At 48.2% G+C, this 16,750-nt stretch carries 24 protein-coding genes; 1 reads left to right on the plus strand and 23 read right to left on the minus strand.

Translation table 11 applies throughout. From position 1 onward, the window contains the following. Positions 1–68: 68 nt before the first annotated feature. The 17 genes from DUE52_RS11220 to DUE52_RS11300 form a co-directional block, all read right to left on the minus strand. Positions 69–1,637: a hypothetical protein gene (locus DUE52_RS11220; RefSeq protein ID WP_114406104.1), complete on the minus strand. Its 1,569-nt coding sequence runs from the start codon at positions 1,635–1,637 to the stop codon at positions 69–71. Continuing rightward, a complete protein-coding gene (locus DUE52_RS11225; protein WP_133299815.1) occupies positions 1,630–2,151 on the minus strand; it encodes a hypothetical protein in 522 nt (173 codons plus the stop codon). Before DUE52_RS11225 ends, DUE52_RS11220 begins: the two co-directional genes overlap by 8 nt. Positions 2,152–2,338: 187 nt before the next feature. Beyond that, complete coding sequence (locus DUE52_RS11230; protein ID WP_133299816.1) at positions 2,339–3,130, minus strand: hypothetical protein; 792 nt, start codon at positions 3,128–3,130, stop codon at positions 2,339–2,341. A gap of 271 nt (positions 3,131–3,401) precedes the next feature. Then, the gene (locus DUE52_RS11235; RefSeq protein WP_114406107.1) at positions 3,402–4,115 is read right to left on the minus strand and encodes a hypothetical protein; all 714 of its coding nucleotides are present in this window, start codon (positions 4,113–4,115) and stop codon (positions 3,402–3,404) included. Beyond that, a complete protein-coding gene (locus DUE52_RS11240) occupies positions 4,099–4,356 on the minus strand; it encodes a hypothetical protein (RefSeq protein ID WP_114406108.1) in 258 nt (85 codons plus the stop codon). Before DUE52_RS11240 ends, DUE52_RS11235 begins: the two co-directional genes overlap by 17 nt. A 60-nt stretch (positions 4,357–4,416) precedes the next feature. After that, positions 4,417–4,737, minus strand: a complete 321-nt coding sequence (locus DUE52_RS11245) for a hypothetical protein (protein WP_114406109.1) — start codon at positions 4,735–4,737, stop codon at positions 4,417–4,419. Continuing rightward, complete coding sequence (locus tag DUE52_RS11250) at positions 4,698–5,129, minus strand: hypothetical protein (RefSeq protein ID WP_114406110.1); 432 nt, start codon at positions 5,127–5,129, stop codon at positions 4,698–4,700. The genes DUE52_RS11245 and DUE52_RS11250 overlap by 40 nt, the downstream gene beginning before the upstream one ends. Continuing rightward, the gene (locus tag DUE52_RS11255; protein WP_114406111.1) at positions 5,126–5,392 is read right to left on the minus strand and encodes a hypothetical protein; all 267 of its coding nucleotides are present in this window, start codon (positions 5,390–5,392) and stop codon (positions 5,126–5,128) included. The genes DUE52_RS11250 and DUE52_RS11255 overlap by 4 nt, the downstream gene beginning before the upstream one ends. Positions 5,393–5,400: 8 nt before the next feature. Further along, entirely contained in the window at positions 5,401–6,096 is a 696-nt protein-coding gene (locus DUE52_RS11260; RefSeq protein WP_114406112.1) for a hypothetical protein, read from the minus strand. A 105-nt stretch (positions 6,097–6,201) separates the two neighbouring features. Further along, complete coding sequence (locus DUE52_RS11265; RefSeq protein WP_114406113.1) at positions 6,202–7,191, minus strand: hypothetical protein; 990 nt, start codon at positions 7,189–7,191, stop codon at positions 6,202–6,204. A gap of 79 nt (positions 7,192–7,270) precedes the next feature. After that, positions 7,271–7,762 carry a hypothetical protein gene (locus tag DUE52_RS11270; RefSeq protein WP_114406114.1) on the minus strand — a complete coding sequence of 164 codons (492 nt, stop codon included), beginning with the start codon at positions 7,760–7,762 and terminating at the stop codon, positions 7,271–7,273. A gap of 33 nt (positions 7,763–7,795) precedes the next feature. Further along, a complete protein-coding gene (locus DUE52_RS11275) occupies positions 7,796–8,677 on the minus strand; it encodes a S49 family peptidase (protein WP_165840914.1) in 882 nt (293 codons plus the stop codon). A 113-nt stretch (positions 8,678–8,790) separates the two neighbouring features. Beyond that, positions 8,791–9,174, minus strand: coding sequence for a DUF1353 domain-containing protein (locus tag DUE52_RS11280; RefSeq protein WP_114406116.1), 384 nt, complete (start codon positions 9,172–9,174; stop codon positions 8,791–8,793). Position 9,175: 1 nt separating this feature from the next. Further along, positions 9,176–9,685: a hypothetical protein gene (locus tag DUE52_RS11285; protein WP_114406117.1), complete on the minus strand. Its 510-nt coding sequence runs from the start codon at positions 9,683–9,685 to the stop codon at positions 9,176–9,178. A gap of 6 nt (positions 9,686–9,691) precedes the next feature. Then, positions 9,692–11,416, minus strand: a complete 1,725-nt coding sequence (locus DUE52_RS11290; protein WP_114406118.1) for a hypothetical protein — start codon at positions 11,414–11,416, stop codon at positions 9,692–9,694. 12 nt (positions 11,417–11,428) lie between these two features. Then, the gene (locus tag DUE52_RS11295) at positions 11,429–12,031 is read right to left on the minus strand and encodes a hypothetical protein (protein ID WP_114406119.1); all 603 of its coding nucleotides are present in this window, start codon (positions 12,029–12,031) and stop codon (positions 11,429–11,431) included. A 174-nt stretch (positions 12,032–12,205) separates the two neighbouring features. Further along, entirely contained in the window at positions 12,206–12,709 is a 504-nt protein-coding gene (locus DUE52_RS11300; RefSeq protein WP_114406120.1) for a hypothetical protein, read from the minus strand. 1,092 nt (positions 12,710–13,801) lie between these two features. Here DUE52_RS11300 and DUE52_RS11305 point away from each other — a divergent pair. Then, positions 13,802–14,827, plus strand: a complete 1,026-nt coding sequence (locus DUE52_RS11305) for a hypothetical protein (RefSeq protein ID WP_133299817.1) — start codon at positions 13,802–13,804, stop codon at positions 14,825–14,827. Between the two features lie 8 nt (positions 14,828–14,835). On the opposite strand, the gene DUE52_RS11310 is transcribed toward DUE52_RS11305, so the two are convergent. The 6 genes from DUE52_RS11310 to DUE52_RS11330 all read right to left on the minus strand — a co-directional run bounded on the left by DUE52_RS11310 (position 14,836) and on the right by DUE52_RS11330 (position 16,710). Next, the gene (locus tag DUE52_RS11310) at positions 14,836–15,039 is read right to left on the minus strand and encodes a hypothetical protein (protein ID WP_114406122.1); all 204 of its coding nucleotides are present in this window, start codon (positions 15,037–15,039) and stop codon (positions 14,836–14,838) included. Further along, positions 15,036–15,338 carry a hypothetical protein gene (locus tag DUE52_RS11315; protein WP_133299818.1) on the minus strand — a complete coding sequence of 101 codons (303 nt, stop codon included), beginning with the start codon at positions 15,336–15,338 and terminating at the stop codon, positions 15,036–15,038. The genes DUE52_RS11310 and DUE52_RS11315 overlap by 4 nt, the downstream gene beginning before the upstream one ends. Beyond that, a complete protein-coding gene (locus DUE52_RS11320) occupies positions 15,316–15,669 on the minus strand; it encodes a hypothetical protein (RefSeq protein WP_114406124.1) in 354 nt (117 codons plus the stop codon). The genes DUE52_RS11315 and DUE52_RS11320 overlap by 23 nt, the downstream gene beginning before the upstream one ends. Then, entirely contained in the window at positions 15,666–15,803 is a 138-nt protein-coding gene (locus DUE52_RS32385) for a hypothetical protein (protein ID WP_165840915.1), read from the minus strand. The genes DUE52_RS11320 and DUE52_RS32385 overlap by 4 nt, the downstream gene beginning before the upstream one ends. Before the next feature lie 74 nt (positions 15,804–15,877). Beyond that, a complete protein-coding gene (locus DUE52_RS11325) occupies positions 15,878–16,396 on the minus strand; it encodes a hypothetical protein (RefSeq protein ID WP_114406125.1) in 519 nt (172 codons plus the stop codon). Positions 16,397–16,410: 14 nt separating this feature from the next. Further along, entirely contained in the window at positions 16,411–16,710 is a 300-nt protein-coding gene (locus DUE52_RS11330; RefSeq protein WP_133299819.1) for a hypothetical protein, read from the minus strand. Positions 16,711–16,750: the final 40 nt, after the last annotated feature.

The following is a 16,750-nucleotide window of genomic DNA, read 5'->3' on the forward strand; positions in this document are numbered from 1 at the left end:
CGAAACCGGCCGGGATCGGGCTGGTTCTGTAACAATCTTGTACGATTACTGGGATCAATTCAAATATTTTAACCCCGATACACGTACAACTGATTTTGCTGTTTGGGTTGGCTGTTCGGCATCAGCTTGCGATACTTGCCCCAGATCATGTAATCGAAAGCGTCGGTTCCATCAGTGGCATACTCCCGGATTTTGGCGCTTTGTTCGCTCGACTTGTCCTTTTTGAAGTCGCCTTCAACGGGTGCCATCTGGGTCGCGATGATCAGCGCCTTGTTGTGGTTCTGATTGAACCGGATCTTCGGCGTTCGATCACTCGCTTCTTCGAGTAGGTAGTTGATCAGGATGTACTTGTCCTTGTGGCTGGGGTACGTGAAGCGTAGGTACTCGCGTCTGACCTTCCACCCCTTCTTGATGAGCACATCACAGAACTGATCAAAGAAGGGCTTGTTCTCTTGACTCGTGGCGGCACTCCTGGATCGGCCACTAGGATCACCCCATACGGCCACCTCCTTCCCAGGGTGCTTTTCGTACGTCTGATCAAAGGCTTCAGCCAGCTGGATCAGCAGGTTCTTATCGATGTTCAGAACGGGCTTCCGGAATAGGCTGTTTATTACTCTTAATTCAGCCCCTACTTCCTGGGCGATGATCATCCAGCAAATGGCCGCGTTAAAATCCAGGCTTACTTCCAGTAGTTTACCGTCCCGATAATCATTCGACAGGTGCAAATGAAGCTTGGTTTTATCGTCGTATTCGTACCGAAAGCTTTCAAAATAGCAGTGTTTCAGGGTGGAAAAGGCGAAGTAAAAGCCGTTTGGCAGACGGCCAAACCGGCGATTAAATACTTCCACATCCAGGGTAATCGGATCCAGGCTTTCTTCCAGCATCTTCAAATAATTCGGCGGAAGTACGTCCTGATTGTCTTCAAAAGTGGATTCCAGGAAAAGCGTTTCGGGTGGCGTTAGGTCTTTTTCGGAATCGCTCATCCGGCCGCGTTTCTCCAGATCGGCTTTCCACTGGTCTTCCGTTTCGTAGATCCACATCCCTTCCTGGCTCCAGGCCGCCGACGAAAAATCGTAATAGGCCAGGTGCAAATGGGATTTGGCAAAACCGGCGTACCGGTTGGCCCGTTTGGCCGGAAGCAAAACGGTTTTGATGAATTCGTGTTTCATCGTGGCCGATTCATCCACCAGGATTCCATCCGAATTGATCCCCCGCTGGGAATCGGGCCGATCCTGGGAAACCAGCTGAATCGTGAAGCCATTGATAAAACAGATGCAGTATTGCCAGCCGCGTTTTCCGGGACTGGAATACGGTTTGTACCAGTGATCGGGCGGGATCTGGCCGATCACATAAACGCCCGCAGGATCCTGCTTTGAATATTCCCGGTAGCCCATGCGGGAAAGGGCGTTTTTTACTTCCGGCAAAACGATCAGATCCAACTGGATATAGGTCAAACCGGCCAGCACCACTTTTGCCCTGGGCAAGTGCTCGAACATCATTCCGGCCACGTTGCCCAGGGTTGTCGTTTTGCCGGATCCCCGGCCGCCCTGGAAAGTCTTCCGGTTGGCCCTGGAGCGCAGGAACTTCAACTGTTTGGCGTTGGCGTAGATCTGGCGCGATGTGTCGGATTTATTCATCGTCAGCCCGTTTTTGTTGCTGAATCAGAACATTGATATTATCCGTAAAAACGAATTTGGCGGCCCGTAAGAAATCATCCGGATTCAATCCAATCTTATCATCTTCGTGCAATCCTTCCAGCTTATCCGCCCGTTCCCAGGCCCGGCTGGCGGCTTCAATATCCCCGCTGGCTCTGGCGATGTTCGACAAAAGGCGGTAATAATTGGCGCTGGCCATTTTCTTCGCCTGTTTGTCAATGGTTTGAACGTGGCCGAAGATCATGGCGGCTTCGGCGATGATGTACCGCGCCTGGCGTTCCTGTATCTGGTAATCCTTCATCAGCATGGCCAGCGCCATTTCGTAGGTTCGCCCCAATGACAAAAAGCTCCAGGCCTTCCGATACTTTTCCAGCATCAGCTGATCATCCTTCGATAAGGCCGTATTTTCGTGGTAGTACGCCAGGAATTTATCCAGCTTGTGTTCATCAATTTTCAGGGATTTCTTCATCCGCTGAAGCGCCGTCGTTTTTGCCATTTCTCCAGAAAAATTTTCCGTTTTGGCAATGATAATTCCAGAAACCCCGGCCTGGTAGGACGTAAAAAATCGCAAACCACTGTTTTACGATTTTTTCAACGTAAAGGAAGAATTAATATGTTATTGATAATGAATACTTTAGATGGATAAGACTACTAAAATTGGAATATATTGAAGGACATTTGGTCTATAAATTATTTTTATTCGAGTCAATTTTTCTTTCATACTCATTTCTTATAATACCTTCTTTCTTAATGCTCTCTTGATCTACAATATTTTGCAGGTCTTCGCTTATATTCCTATTCGTGTAAACTATAGCTAAACTTCCACTGCCTGGCCAACTTTGAGCATTTTCTTTCCTCAATTTATTAAGCTCTTCATCAACTGTTGTACTTCCCAAAAGCGGATCTTTGTAAATTTGTACATGTCTAACTCTGATTTCACGGTTTTGACACTCCCAAATTATATCCGTATTTTGGTGAGCTACAAGTACTGCATGACCGGAAGAGGTAAAATCAAATTCTGATGGACTATAAGTTTCTGTCCCATCAAAAATCACATCACCTCGATAACGAGCTATATCTTTTTCGCCATATTTTTTTTGCAACATTTCCCAAAATGAACCAGTTATTAAACTTCCAATTTCTGACTCTGTAGATTTTAATGAAATTTCGAATAGGCCTTTTCTTGGGTGAAACTTTGGATAGATGTAAAACCAATTTTTAGAGTCAATTATCTTATCGGAGACATAATCTTGAATTGGCGCTTTTATACATACTATATTTTTCTTTGCTAAACTTTCTTTAATCAATTTATTAAAATGGTTATCATACTGTTCATGAGACATACCATATCTAAACCCTAATAATAATGTATCTGAAAGGTTACAACTTTGATCTGATTTGGAACATGAAGAACTTGACATTTCAATGAGAACAGTAAAAAACAGCAATAAACTGACCTGAATAGGGCTTTTCATAATCATTTGTAGTTTGCTGGTACAAGTAAAATATGATTTATACATTAAGCTATTTCTGGCTTGGCGTGAATATTTACAACTAATTATTTCAAAATTATAGACGTAAAGTTAAAGCCGAACAGAACTTAAATCACACTCAACTAATCAAAAACATCGTAAATAGGGAAAATAGCGGGTAAAGTAAATTTTCAATGTGACAAAGTTTATGGTTTCCCCAAATTTAACCCATCTAATGAGTGATTAGCATAGTGCTTCATAAATAAAGATAATTTTACGCCATCGCCGATAATTGATTTTTAGCCAGATCCACGGCCGCCTGGGCCTTCGCCACTTCTTTCCGGTAGTGGGCGATCCAGATTTCCGATTTAGCGGCTGCCAGGCTTTTTTTCGCCCGATACAGCTTCGGCTGAAGTGAATTCACCAGCACTTTATTCAATTCATAACGATCGGCGGGCAGGTTAGCCAGAAATGCCGATTTTGTACAATCTGAACCATGATCGGGCGCGGGATCGGCCGATGGCTGGGGCAGTCTTCCGTTTAGCCGCAAATAGGCTATTTTTTCCGCCACGGCGTTCCGCTTCGCCTTCCATTCCTGGATTTCATTCACCAGTTCCTTCAGGTTCGTTTCATCCGGATAATCGCCCAGGCGATTCGACCGTAAACACATTTGTTTCAGGGCTTCGTGGCGCTCAATGGTCAGATCTTCGATCAGTTGGGTAAACTCCGAAACGGCCATCGCTGGGATAACGATGGCGGGCGCGGGAGCACTAGCCAGGCTGGATTCCTTCACGGTTTCCACGGCGGCCGTGGGAATGGCCACCGGATCGGCCGGTTTATAATCCCGTAAGGCTTCGTAAATCCGTTTTGCTTCGGCCACGTCGTCGGCCGTGGCGCGGTTCGCCCGAACCAGCATTTTCTTCAGTTCGTAATTAGCCAGGGCTTTGTTCCGCTGGGCTTTTAATTCGGCTTCATTCATCAGCTTCATCGATTTCAAAAGGTTCATCCAGCGGGCAAATCTTCGGCAACAGCGCCAGAAAGTCATCGACCGTTTTTTGCATATCCGCCACTTCCAGCCATTCCACCGGCCGTTCATACTGATCATGGTTCAGTTCGACAAACTGGTGAAACGCTTCGGCGTACCGTTCAAGTGCCTGGTGAAGTACGGCCGGATCGATGTCCAGGCGATCCAGTTCATCATTCAGGGCGGGAATAAAATTAATTTTCATAGGGCGAATAAATAGCAAAAGGCGGCCTGAATCCAGACCGCCTTTTGTTTATAAATGGGCTTATTTGTTGCGCCGATCGGGCTGGGCTTCCAGATCAGCCGCTTTGATGGCTTTGACCGCCCGTAAAACGGAATCCAGACGCATTTCCATGAGTTCCCGACTGGCGGATTTCCGGATCCGGATCGTTCGTTCCAGATCTTCAACCAGGGATTCTTCATCGGGCGTTTCTTCCACTTCCACGGCTGGCGGATCCACTTCGGGCGTGTTGGCTTTCGATCGCTGTTTCAGCTGATCCAGTTCGGCCTGGGCGTTCTCCCGTATGCGGGCCGCCCGAACGGCTTCTAGTTCATCGTTTTCTTCTTCAGCTGATTCCGTATCCACGGCCGCCACCGTTTCCGGATCCAGGGCTTCGGATTCTTCCGATTTCGGATCGGCTTCCAGAACGGTTTCGGATTCTGATCCATCCGTGGAAGCGTCGCCTGGTTTACTGATTTCATCAGCTTTTCCAGATCCAGTTTCGCCCGTTCCATTTCCGGCCGGATTTTCTGATCCATCAGATCCTTCAGCAATAGATCCAGATCCGGTTCCACCATCGACTGGCGTTGATCCGGTAACACCGGAATCAGGTTCGGATCCAGATACCGTTCCGGTTTCGGATCCTGGAGCACCACCACCAGCGGCAACCGATCCACCATCGAAAGCGCCCTGGCCAGCTGACAGTGGAACGACAGATCCAGCGCCACCGACACCAGAAAGATCCGTGGCCGGTTCATTCGGCTTTGGCAAATTGTCCACCGATGTTCCGGTTTCTTTTTGGGCGTTTTCGGCCGCCCGTTGGGCCTTTTGTGCTTTGGTCAGTCCCATCAGTAAGGGAGTTTAAAGGATTGGAAATTTCTTGAAAGTACGGTAAGCCAGCGGCTCGTAATTGATCCGCCTGTTCGTCGGTTAGCCGATGGTCGATCCGTACCCGAACGCCATTCAGCAAATGATCCACGCCCCCGCTGGGAACGTGGATCAGGGTGTACTTCGTCAGCATCGAAGGATCTAAACTTCTTCTTCAGACAGAAGTTCCAGGGCCGTAACCGCCGTTTCTTTCAGCGGCAGAATGCCCCACATGAAGCCATCCTGTTCGCCTTTCAGCGTGTAGCCGCGTTTGTCCGCCCCTTTCTTGCCAGACTTAAAACCGGGCTTAATGAAGATCGGGTTATCGGAAGATCCGCCCACCACATGCTGGCCGTCGTTGTGTTCCAGGATCACCACACAGCCAGCGTTCAAATGCTTCAGGATTTCGGCGGCCAGTTCCTTACTGAAGCCCGCCATCATCAGATCCAGCGAATGCTTATAGGATTGGAAACCGGGATCACCAGCCGCGTCATCATCCAGCGAACACGTACCATCCGGGAATTCATATTCCGCCCATTTTTTACCCGTCACCATCACCGGGCCGGTTTGGATCTCACCGCCAACAATATCGACGGCCTTCGGCCAGATTCCCACGATATCCTTCCGTAAAGCGACATACAGCGTCCGGATCCCGCCAGGGTTCGGCTTCTGATAACTGGTGGCGTCAATGTTGGCCAGGCTTACTAAACCAACCATAACCCCTTCCGGAGCAACCAGCACATCCTGGAGAAACGCCAGGCTATCCACCGACGAAACGGCGCTGGCTACCTGATCGGGAAACACCACAAAGGCCAGGGTGGCCAGGGCAAAAACGGCGTACTTCAAAAACGACTTCATAGAAAAAAAAGAAATAAAAGGATGAATGAAAAAGATTGATTGGTACTGATTGGTACACTTGAAAAAATCGGGAAGCCCATCCGAATCGAACGGCCTCCCGATGGCCTAAACTCCGTCGTTCGTCCAGATCCGGCTTGGCTGGGCAATACCCGCGCCCACCTGGGCATCCATCAGCCATGCCAGATCCCGCGTACGCTTTTGATAATCCACCGCCAGCGAATCGGATCCATCCATATCATCATACAGATAGACTAGGTTTCCCTTCGGCGTGAACAACGGCCGGGCAAAACCCGACAGACCCGGTTCAACCACAAACCGGATGTTTGTTCCCACAATCACATCCTTACTTTGCCCAGCATTATACGGCAAGGTGCCGTACAGGGCGCGATAATTCAGTTCGTAGAAGGTTTTAATCTGGCGTGACGTCACACAAACCATATCCCCATACAATTCCGCATCGGGCAAAGCCGCCACAATCTTTTCGACTTCAGCCACCGCATTACTGACCGTAATAACCGCCGTATCGATGATGTTTCCGGAAGGAATTCCACCGCTGGTAATTTCGGCCAAAACCTGGGTACGGATCCCATCCATTACGTCCAGTGGCGTCGTTCCAGCGGCATTATAAACCCCGTTGAACAGCGTTTTCACCCGAATGTTTTCCCGGTATTTCGCCAGGATCCCCGCCGTGATGTATTCTTCCAGCGGCACTTCTTCCGGATTGATCCGCTTGGCCTTCACTTTGCCCAGCCACGATTTGTAAAGGGCCATAATCTTCGTGTGGCTGAACAGCACGTCGATTTTCACCTGGCGAACTTTGCCGATTCGGGCGTTTGGCTTGATGGCGTTGAGCGTCGGATTAAACGTATCCTTCCCGCCTGGCTGGGCCACGTCGCCGATTTCCAGTTCCGACAAAACCACTTCGTCCGACGTTTGGATCGAAGTCATGTAATCGTCAATCGGCACGATGGCCGACCCTTCCACGCCCTGATCCACGCCTGGGATCATGGCACGGCCATAAATGTTGTCGTAATTTTCGCGGGCGTAAGCTTCCAGCGATCCCGACAGGCTTGTAAGATTTAATGAATCTGCCACTAGTGTAAATGAAATTAAAGGATGAATGAAAGATTGAACTGGTAAAACGTTGATAAACAGAATGAGTAAAGCGGTTTGATTAGACGGTTTTAACGCCTTTTCCGTACGCTTCGGAAGCCTTCTTATTCCATGGCTGTTCCGATACCGACGAATCCGTTTTATCGTGTTGCGTCGAAGTATCTTCTTTGCCTGGTACATTGGCCCCGGCGTCCTGCATGGATTTGTGCCAGTCGGTTAGGGTGGCAAACCGACCTTTATTTTTGTTCCATTCGGCGGCATCCGCTTTGATTTGTTTCAACTCCGAAGCATTGATGGCCACCTGGCCCGCCTTCAGGACGTTCGCCGATTTTTTATCCGCTTCGACCGTGGCCCCTGTAGATTCGGCCGCCGTTTCGTCGGCCGCCGTGGATTCGGTTTCTTCGGTTTCGCCTGATCCATCAGTTTCGGTTTCATCGTCCGCCGTGGATTCGGTTTCGTCAGTTTCTACTGTTTCAGTACTGGGAACCGGCGTTTCTTTTTTTTCTTCTTCGGCCTGTTTCCGGGCGAAGCTTTTCAACGTTTTGGTAGTCATTGTATGAAAATTAAAGGATGAATGAATACTGATTTAAGCCGCCAGCGCCAGCCGATCGGCTTCGGCGATGGCATCGCCCAGGAAGCCAATTTTGTCGGCCATTTTCAGCGCCAGGGCGTCGCGGCCGATGTACATCTTTCCGGAAAAAACGTCTTCCGAAATCCCCGGCCGCCCTGCTTTTACTTTGTCCACGAACGTTTCCCGAATCGCATCCAGGATTTCTTTCGTTTCGGCCAGTACGGTTTCGGATAGCGGTTCGATGGAGTTAAACAGGGCTTTATCCGTGGATCCGGTAGCCCGTACAATCGTTACTTTGTAGCCCTCTTTTTCGTAGGCTTTACTCGCATCTACGTGCATCGCCAGCACGCCGATCGATCCGACTTCCGAAGAAGTAGCGGATTCCATCACGATCAGCTTCGTCTGGCTGGCGATCCAGTAAGCCGCTGAAGCCGCCATTCCGGCCACAAAAGCCACGATCGGCTTCTGGCTCTGGCGGATCACTTCGCCCAGGAATTCGGTTCCGTCCACCTGGCCACCGGGCGAATTCAATTCCAGCACGATCGCCGAAATGGAAGGATCATCGTTCGCTTCCAGTATCCAGTTCGCGTAATCTTCTGATCCATACGTGCAGTAATCCCCGTACCGGCTCATGGTTCCCAGAATGGGCAGCACCACGATCCGGCCGGATTCGGCTTTCTGTTTGTAAAGCGATCCGTACGCCCACGATTCAGCCACTTTAGGCTGGGATGGATACATCGAAACGAAGTAGGGTTCTTTCCGATCCCGATCGGTGCCTTCGGCCGTGGCCGCGAAGGGTCTATGGCTGTTGGAAATCCGATCCAGGGCGATCTTCCCCATCCGGTCGTGGAAGGTTGGTTCCAGCGCCCACTTTGCATTTAAGTACGTTTCTAGCATTACCTGAAGTCGAATAAGTCTTACAAGGTTATTCGACGGTTTGGCGCTGGCATAGGACATAAAAAAGCCCGAACGGATAGCCGTTCGGGCTTCATCAAAACCAGTCGATTCCCCTAATCCACCCACCAACGTCGGCCAAACCACCGACAGGCCAGGTACATCAGCCGGTTCCGAAGTTTGCGATCGGGTTCGGCCTGATCCATCCGGATCCAGTATTCCAGATCGGCCAACTGGCGGGCTTCTTTTTCGCCCCATTGAGCCACGCCCAGGCGGTTATCATACCAATAATCGTGGAGCAAACTACCCCGGTTGTGCCGCCCGATCGGCGGAAAAATCCCCCAAAACAGCGTAGGCACACTGGCAAAATCCGTGATAAACCCTTCAGGTACAATAATTTCCCCGATCAGCGTATCAAACCGGATCGCCTGGGTCGTTACCCACCGATCCGGTTTGTCCGGATCTTCTTCCAGGTAGCGGACATATATCCCGTTTTCCATTTCAGAATTCGCCCAGGGCGTTTTTTTCGCGGATAATATTGGCCAGCATCAGATAAACCACGACCAGATACGGTTCGGATCCATCCAGTGGTAAACCCTGGGCCTGAAGGTGGGCAAGGGCCATCGACTGAAAAAAATGGATTTCAGGAATGGCGTTCGTGGCATCGAAGGCCACCACCGCCCCGGTTTGGGAGTTCCGAAACGAATCCCGCGTCGTTCTCGGAATCTCCAGTGGTTGTACCAGCGCCAGCCGCCCCCGGTTGACCGATGGCGAAACGGTTTGATCCTGGCTGTACAGCTGGAGTAGATCCTGATCAGCGGCATCATACACCCGCATTTCAAAAATTGCGGTTATTTCCAGATCATCATCGAAGGTTAACCGCTTCATTTTCACCCGGCGCTGGAATCCTTCGGCCAGGATTGGGCTGGCCGAAACGGGTAGTTCAATTCCGGTAATGGCTCCCGATTCGCTGATCAGCAGCCCCAACGTTTTAAGTAGGTTCGTATTCATGGTTTGTTACGCAATTACGATAAAATCAAAAATGTACGTTTGAGAAGACGAAAGCGCCACATCATTCGAGAAAAGGACAAACGTCGAAGCTGTTTTCGAGCTGATATAAAACCGCGCTATACTCATACTGGCCTGATTGTTTCGGGCCGTCAGCACGACCGCTTTAGGAGCCGCAGCAAAGGCCGATGAAAAGGTAATGGTGGCGATGGTTTGATTCGTGGGAATGCTCGTTCCGGTAACCAGCGTAAAGGTTCCCGCCATATCGGTCGAACCCGCCATAATGGTAATATTGCCCCCCGTTCCGGCACCCGTCCCCACGGCCGCGCTGGGCGCAGATCCGGAAGCAATAATTCGTTTGATGGTCTGATCGGCCGAAAAGGTATTCGCCCCCGAAAAGGTATTCAGCCCTGTAAAGGCATTGTTTCCCGCCAGCAGCGTCGCCGAATCAAAGGTTGATTCCCGAATATCCAGCATCGTAAAATAGAACGTGGTGGAAGCCGCTGGCCCGTTGTAATTGATCAGCATGATCGGCCGGATGAAAGCAGTACCTGGGCGGAACATCATGTTTGCCGGATCTTCCGTATTCCCTTGATTAACGCCCTGAATAAAGGCATCGTAGAGCGTCCAGGCATTCGGCACCAGGGCGTTATTCAATACCGATGAATACAAATAAGTGCCGCCTTCCATTACGTTCGCCACCTTCGTTCCAGCGGCCAGGGCCGGGCCAGCCCAGGGCGTTCGGAGTGTAATCACGTTACCGGCGATTCCCCCGGATAGCCAGGTTCCGCCGTTGCTCTGCCAGTACACACTGTAATTACTGGAGACATTCCGCGAATAACCGTAATCGGGAAACAACTGGCCCAGGCTGTTCGTGTAGGGATACCAGGCAAAACCACGGCTGGCAGCCGTGGCCCCATTATGCCATCCGGCCGCACTGGTTAGCGTCATGGTAGTAGCCCCTGGATTCAGCGCCACCGCCAGGGTGGTCTGGGCCGCCCCGGTTACTTTGGCAAAGTGGGGTGGCGTAATTTCCAACCCATCCGCATCGTAACAAATAACCCCGAAATACCCCCGCGCCAGGGCGTCGTAATTGGCCCCGTTACTGTCACCCGTACGGGCCACCATAGAAATCCGATGGCGACGTAATAGGTTTACCGGAATCAAATCCGTGGTTCTGACAAAAGCCGCCACGCCCGCATATTTGAAAGCACCCTTCCCGCCCGCTGGTACGCTTTGCGTTGGATCGAAGATTAATTTCGTGGCATCGCTGGGCGTCATGTTGCTCAAATCGCCGAATTCGCTGTTTCCGTTGGCGACCAAATTCCCCGTTACTAAAGGTTGACCGCCCGCCAACTGATACAGGTTTACTTTCTCCAGAACGCCATCGCTTCGCTGAACTACCATCTTATCCAGGGCGCGATTAATGGGCGTCGTACGGGCCGGTAAGGCGCTGGAAGTCAGCGTTCCCGTATCACCTTTGGCCCCCGTATCGCCTTTCAAACCCTGAATCCCTTTTAGCTCGACGTAATTTCCCGGCGTACCGTCCGCCCTGGTAAAGCGTAATTGGGTACCGTCCCAATCATGTTCCGGCGTATACTCCTGGGCCGCCAGCTGATCCACGAACGCCTTCAGGAAGTTCCGCATCGATTCCGCCGTATTAATTCGCGCAGGTGGCGCACTGATAATGCCCGCGTCGATCATCGCTTTAATTGCAACCGTATTAAATGCCATTGTATAAAGTAGTTACGAGTTAAAATCGAAAGAAAAAGATTCATCAAAATCGGCCAGCAGGTTGAATAAGTCTTCATTTTCAACCCCTTCCAGAAAATAGGCCGGTTGTTGAACGTTACCCGAAAAGGTCAAAGCGGTTTGATTTCGGCCGGATCCGGATCCCGTTCCCTGGCTGATCGCCATCCGAAGCGGCTGTTCGGGCGTACCCAAACACCGAAAAAAACCGTTCCGATCGGCGATAAACGCAATCCACCGTACGGCCAGATTTCGTTGGATCCAGATCGCCACGGCCGGGCGAATTTTGGGAAGCGTTAGCTGGATGGAAGGTTTGTAAAACGTACCGTGGGAATCTGAATCGGCGTCTTCTTTAAAATCGGCATAGGCGGGCATGATTTCGATATCCGTTAGGCTGGCACCGGCCGCAAAAATCAAGTGCTGATCCGACAGCGTATAATCCGGATAGCCCGCCAAACCCGGTAAGGGAAACCGATCGGGCCGGATGATTTTCAGCTGATCCGCCTGGATCAATCGAAGCCGACGAATACCGCCCGCGTTCATTTGGCCTTCCGCCGATTCCAGGCCATCGGCGGGCGTGTCATAGATCTGTAAATACATGGAGCGAAGGACGCCCCCAGCCCGCGAAAAAAGTAGGACACAAAAACGAAGGGAAAGGCCGCTTTAAAGGCAAAAATTCGGCGGGAATCGGGCATTTTGGCGGGCAATAGGCACAAAAAAAACCGCTGGACAAATCAGCGGTTTTCTGGACAACTTTTCCCCAAAATAGGACACCTATTCCGCAAAACTGGCCACGTTTCGTTTTTCGCTCACGGACAGTTTATTAAAAATGGTATCATTTTCCTGGGTAGACCTGGTAACGAGTTTGCGAACGGCATCGGCCGTATAGTGTTCTTCACTGATCTGGTGGCGATCCGTGAAGCGGACAGCCGCCCCGTTCATGGATGGGAAAATATCCATCCGACCTTTACACCAGCCGATGGTATAAAACTCGAAAAGCACTTCCAATAATTTGCCCAGCTGAAGAAGTCGATCATCCGTTACCAGGCAAGACCGAAGCGGAAATTTTAGCTTCAGGTGTAGCCGATCCGGATCCAGAAAATCGACCACCGCCAGATCTTCCTGATCCACTTCCTGAAGCGGATAAAAGGAGAAAACAGCCGCCACCAGTTCGCCCAGGCGGGAGTTCCGGCGAACGTCGATCGCTTCGCTTCCAAGTACGTGGGATGATTGGTAAAACTCCTTAACGTGCGGTTTAACCGGAATAATTAAGATCATAAAGGATGAATGGTACTTTGATAAAGGATGAATGAATTCGGCAAAATAAAAAAGCAGTAAACTGTTAATCAGCCTATTAACTCACAATTGACTACCCTGTTTAGAACCAGGGCTTTTAAGTAATTTTCCCGATGGATCGATCATTTAAGTCTGTTAAATGTAGATATTTTTCCCCGCTTCACGCATTAGCAGAAAAAAGAAATTTTATCCCCGATTCCTTTTATTTCGCGCCAGGATCCAGTGGGCCAAATTTGAAGGCACCGCATTTGTATTTTCCAAAGTCCGCCCACTGGCGAATATCCTGGCCAGCGTTGTCTTCCCACCGCTGACATTCTGCAACAGCCGTAAGTGTTAGATGGGAAATTTCTTTAACTTTTTAACTTCCTAAACTAGCCACTTAAACTACTCATTATCAACCTATTACCGGTTAAAGAATCGGTTGTAATTCTTTAACCGGTAATAGTAAATTCTTTAACCGGGCCATTTTCTTGATAAATGTTGCCCCCTTCATATTTCTTAACTCTTTATATTCTTTAACTTCTTAAACCTAGTTAAAGAAATAATAAAAAGTTTAACGGTTGATAGCCAGCTAATTATCGGTAAAATTCGACTAGGTTTAAGAAGTTAAAGAATTTTGCAGAAATTCTTCTTGGAAGGTTGCAAGGAAACACAAAATCGGTAGCCAGGCACAAAAAAGCCCGAAAGCGATGGCTTCCGGGCTTTTGTAAGCTTGCATAAAAGAAAGATCTAACCGAAAAATAAATTAGTTATTCTAAAATTACACCTACTTCCTATATTTAAATGTGCTTAGACAGTTCAAATTGACTTAGAAATGATTTAAATAATATTTAGTGTTATAAAGAAAAGGTAATCCTATTTGTCTTTGCCAAGCCATCAATTTGCAATTATGTATATCTACAAGAAATAAATTCAAACTGCATTAAAGGCTTTTATAAAACTTGTTAGCCATAATACGATGTAAGGCTCTATACAGAACAATTGCATAAAAATGCAAGAGTCCCCTTGTGTATTCAAGGATTCTACAGAATTTTACAAATTCAAATCAGTCATCTTATCCAACTAAAATTTACCATGAAAAAAATTCTATTTGCACTATTAGCTCTTGTAAATTTTTCATGCAACCACTCTTTCGTTGTTGCTACTTTGAATAACAGAAATGTTTACAAAACAAAAGCAAATCTTCCGATGAAAAAGGCTTATCAGGAAAACAGGCCATCAGCGGATCAACGTGACTTTACAATTGCTCCGAACTCTGTGCCATCCGTGACTAAAACCATAACGACTATAACAACCTCCCCTTCTTCGGACACAGAACCATCCCAAATAACAAAGACTGTTGTAGTAAGTACAATACCTGAAACTAAAACAACTACCACTATCTCAAAGGCCAAGGCTGATCCTCCATCAAATGCAACAACTACCTTAGTAACAACCGGATATTCAGTTCCAGCCACCCAGTCAACTAATGATTTTATCCGATATAAAGTTGTTGCAGATGAAGGAGACTTTAAATATGTTAAAGTTTTGCCAGGTTGTAGTTTTGAGGAAACATCACCTTCTAACACAAACATTATATTCAATTCATCCAAAATAGCTAAGAAAGAAAACCCTGAAGATTATATTTTTAAGGTATCTAAGAAAGATTTGTCACCTAACACTCATTACCTCGCAAGTAGTGCATTGATTGGAAAAGTAATTACATTGCCTGTTAGAGTTAGGAATGAATATTGGAATAGTAATAACAAAATTCTACAAGGAACTCTATCTATTGGCTATGGTTTCGGATGGAAATATAAACTTGGAAATAATCCTTACAAACCTCATTATTTAACTACTATATTATATGCAGCAGGAATAAGTCAACAAAAACACTTTTCAATCGGTGGCAAAGATATTACAACTGGCAAAGACTCTATTAGTGCTAAGACAGATGAAATTGCAGTCACATATCTCTCATTTGGGCTAGCGTATGAGTTTGACAAATTTAACATTGGAATATTCGGAGGAAAAGATAAAATGTTTGGCAACTTAGATAATTGGGCTTATCAAGACAAATGGTGGTGGGGCATAGGTATTGGATATGATCTTTTCAAGTAATAGATCAATTAGCAATCAGGCGTTATAAAAGCTTCACGAACCCCATTAGCTTGATTGATTATGTATGTGAAATAGCATAGCGAGAAACCATTATTTTCCATCCAACCTTCTGCCAGAAAAGCCGCTTCGTCCATCGAAGCGGCTTTCAATTCAAATTCCCAGACCAAAGCAAAATGGGCGTGGGTGGCAATCTCGACCGTATATCCGTTCATTCCGATTTCAGTTCATCGGCTCCAGGAATCATTTCGATCATCGACCCTTTATCCACCAGCTGGAAGAATTCATCCAGGGCGTGATAAAAGGGATTGGCGTCGCCTACTTCCAGAAGCTTTATTCCGATCGTCCGGAAGTCCCTTCCTACGCCTTTGAAGACCTTATCGACCACAGCAAACTTTCGTCTACCGTCTTTGCTTTTCCACCAACTCCACAGCATTACCGACCGTTTTGGGGCTTCTTCGGGCGTCAGAACTGCGGGCGCTGCCGTCGCTTCAGTTACCGGATCCGTTTCCATCCTGGGCGTTCATTTGGGCTTGCAAATAGTCTCCAGTTGCATCATCCACGATCAGGATCCGGCCAGCGATCAGTTCTTCCATCAGGTGTTCCGTGGCGATCAGTTCATCGACGGATTGACAGTTTACCAGCTTTTTCGCCAGCTTTAACATGATGTTACGCATCATAAAGATCGGATCGTGTTCATCCTTCGGAAGCTCCGTAAACAGCTTCACCCGATGGTTTTCGGCGGCCTTCCGGATCGACGGTTCCGATTCGGTTTCGGCCAGCATCACCAGGGCGACATTTTGCACCAGGTAGGTAACGACTTTGTTTTTTTGGCTGGCTTTCATCGGATGATTTTTTTAAAAATGTGATAGATACCGAAAACGGACGCCAAAAAGAGCACCAATAGAATAAGGCCTGGAAGCATGGCCAGGATGGCCAGGGATAGGCTGGCCACCACAAAGGATTGAAGGATAATCATGGAAATGTCAATTAAAGGATGAAAGGGCTGGCGAAAAATTACGGGGTAGTTTTTCGCCAGTGTGAATAATTCAATTAGGAATTTGGGGTGGCGACTTCGGCCGTGGCGGCCTGGCTCAATCGCTTATGTTCCGATACGGTAATTTCTTCCATTCCGGCCGCTGGCGAATAGTCCGCTTCTTCGGGAATCTGGATCAGGATAAAATCAGGCTGCCAGATCACACCGACATAACGCATATAAGACAGGCCACTCCATTGTGATTTAAAGCCGATCAGCGTATTGATTTCGTCCTTCATTACCAGCGGAATCGCCTGGATTCGGTCGATCAATGGCTGGTTTACTTTCGATTGTTTCGGGAAGTAATACGACTCGAAATTTTGTTCACAGGTCAATTTCCACCCTTCCGGTTTTTCGGGAAAATTAAACCCGGTTATCCCGCCAGCGGCCGATCCTTTTACAAAAGCAATTTGTGAACTTTCGGATCCCAGTTCTTTCGCCAGGGCGAAACAATCCTTTTGAATCGCATTGATTTTGTGGTTGAACTCCCAAAGTGCCGAAAACAATTCCGTACCTGATTTGATGATGTATCGCATAATTGAAAGGGAGTTTAAAGGGCTTTTTTCGCTTTGATCTTTGCCGATGGCTTATCACTATCAGCGGCTTGAATCATAATTACCTGGTGCTGGATCGGCGCATCAGTCAGCCAGACATTAACCGGCGACGTCCGTGGGTTGTCCGCGCAATACCACCGGTATTCATTGATCAGCATCATCAGGAAGGCCTTCAGCGAAACGGGCATCATTACGCCTTCGCCGTTTGCCCAGCGTTGGGCCGTGGCGACCAGGTGAGATTCCAGGCCGTTCATCTTTGGAATCGGCTGAAGGGTTTCTACAGAAAATAGGGACATACTTTTCGATCAATTAAAGGAAATCGTAAAACAGAAGATT

It is taken from the genome of Larkinella punicea, from assembly GCF_003334855.1.
In the GTDB taxonomy this organism is placed as follows: Bacteria; Bacteroidota; Bacteroidia; order Cytophagales; family Spirosomataceae; genus Larkinella; species Larkinella punicea.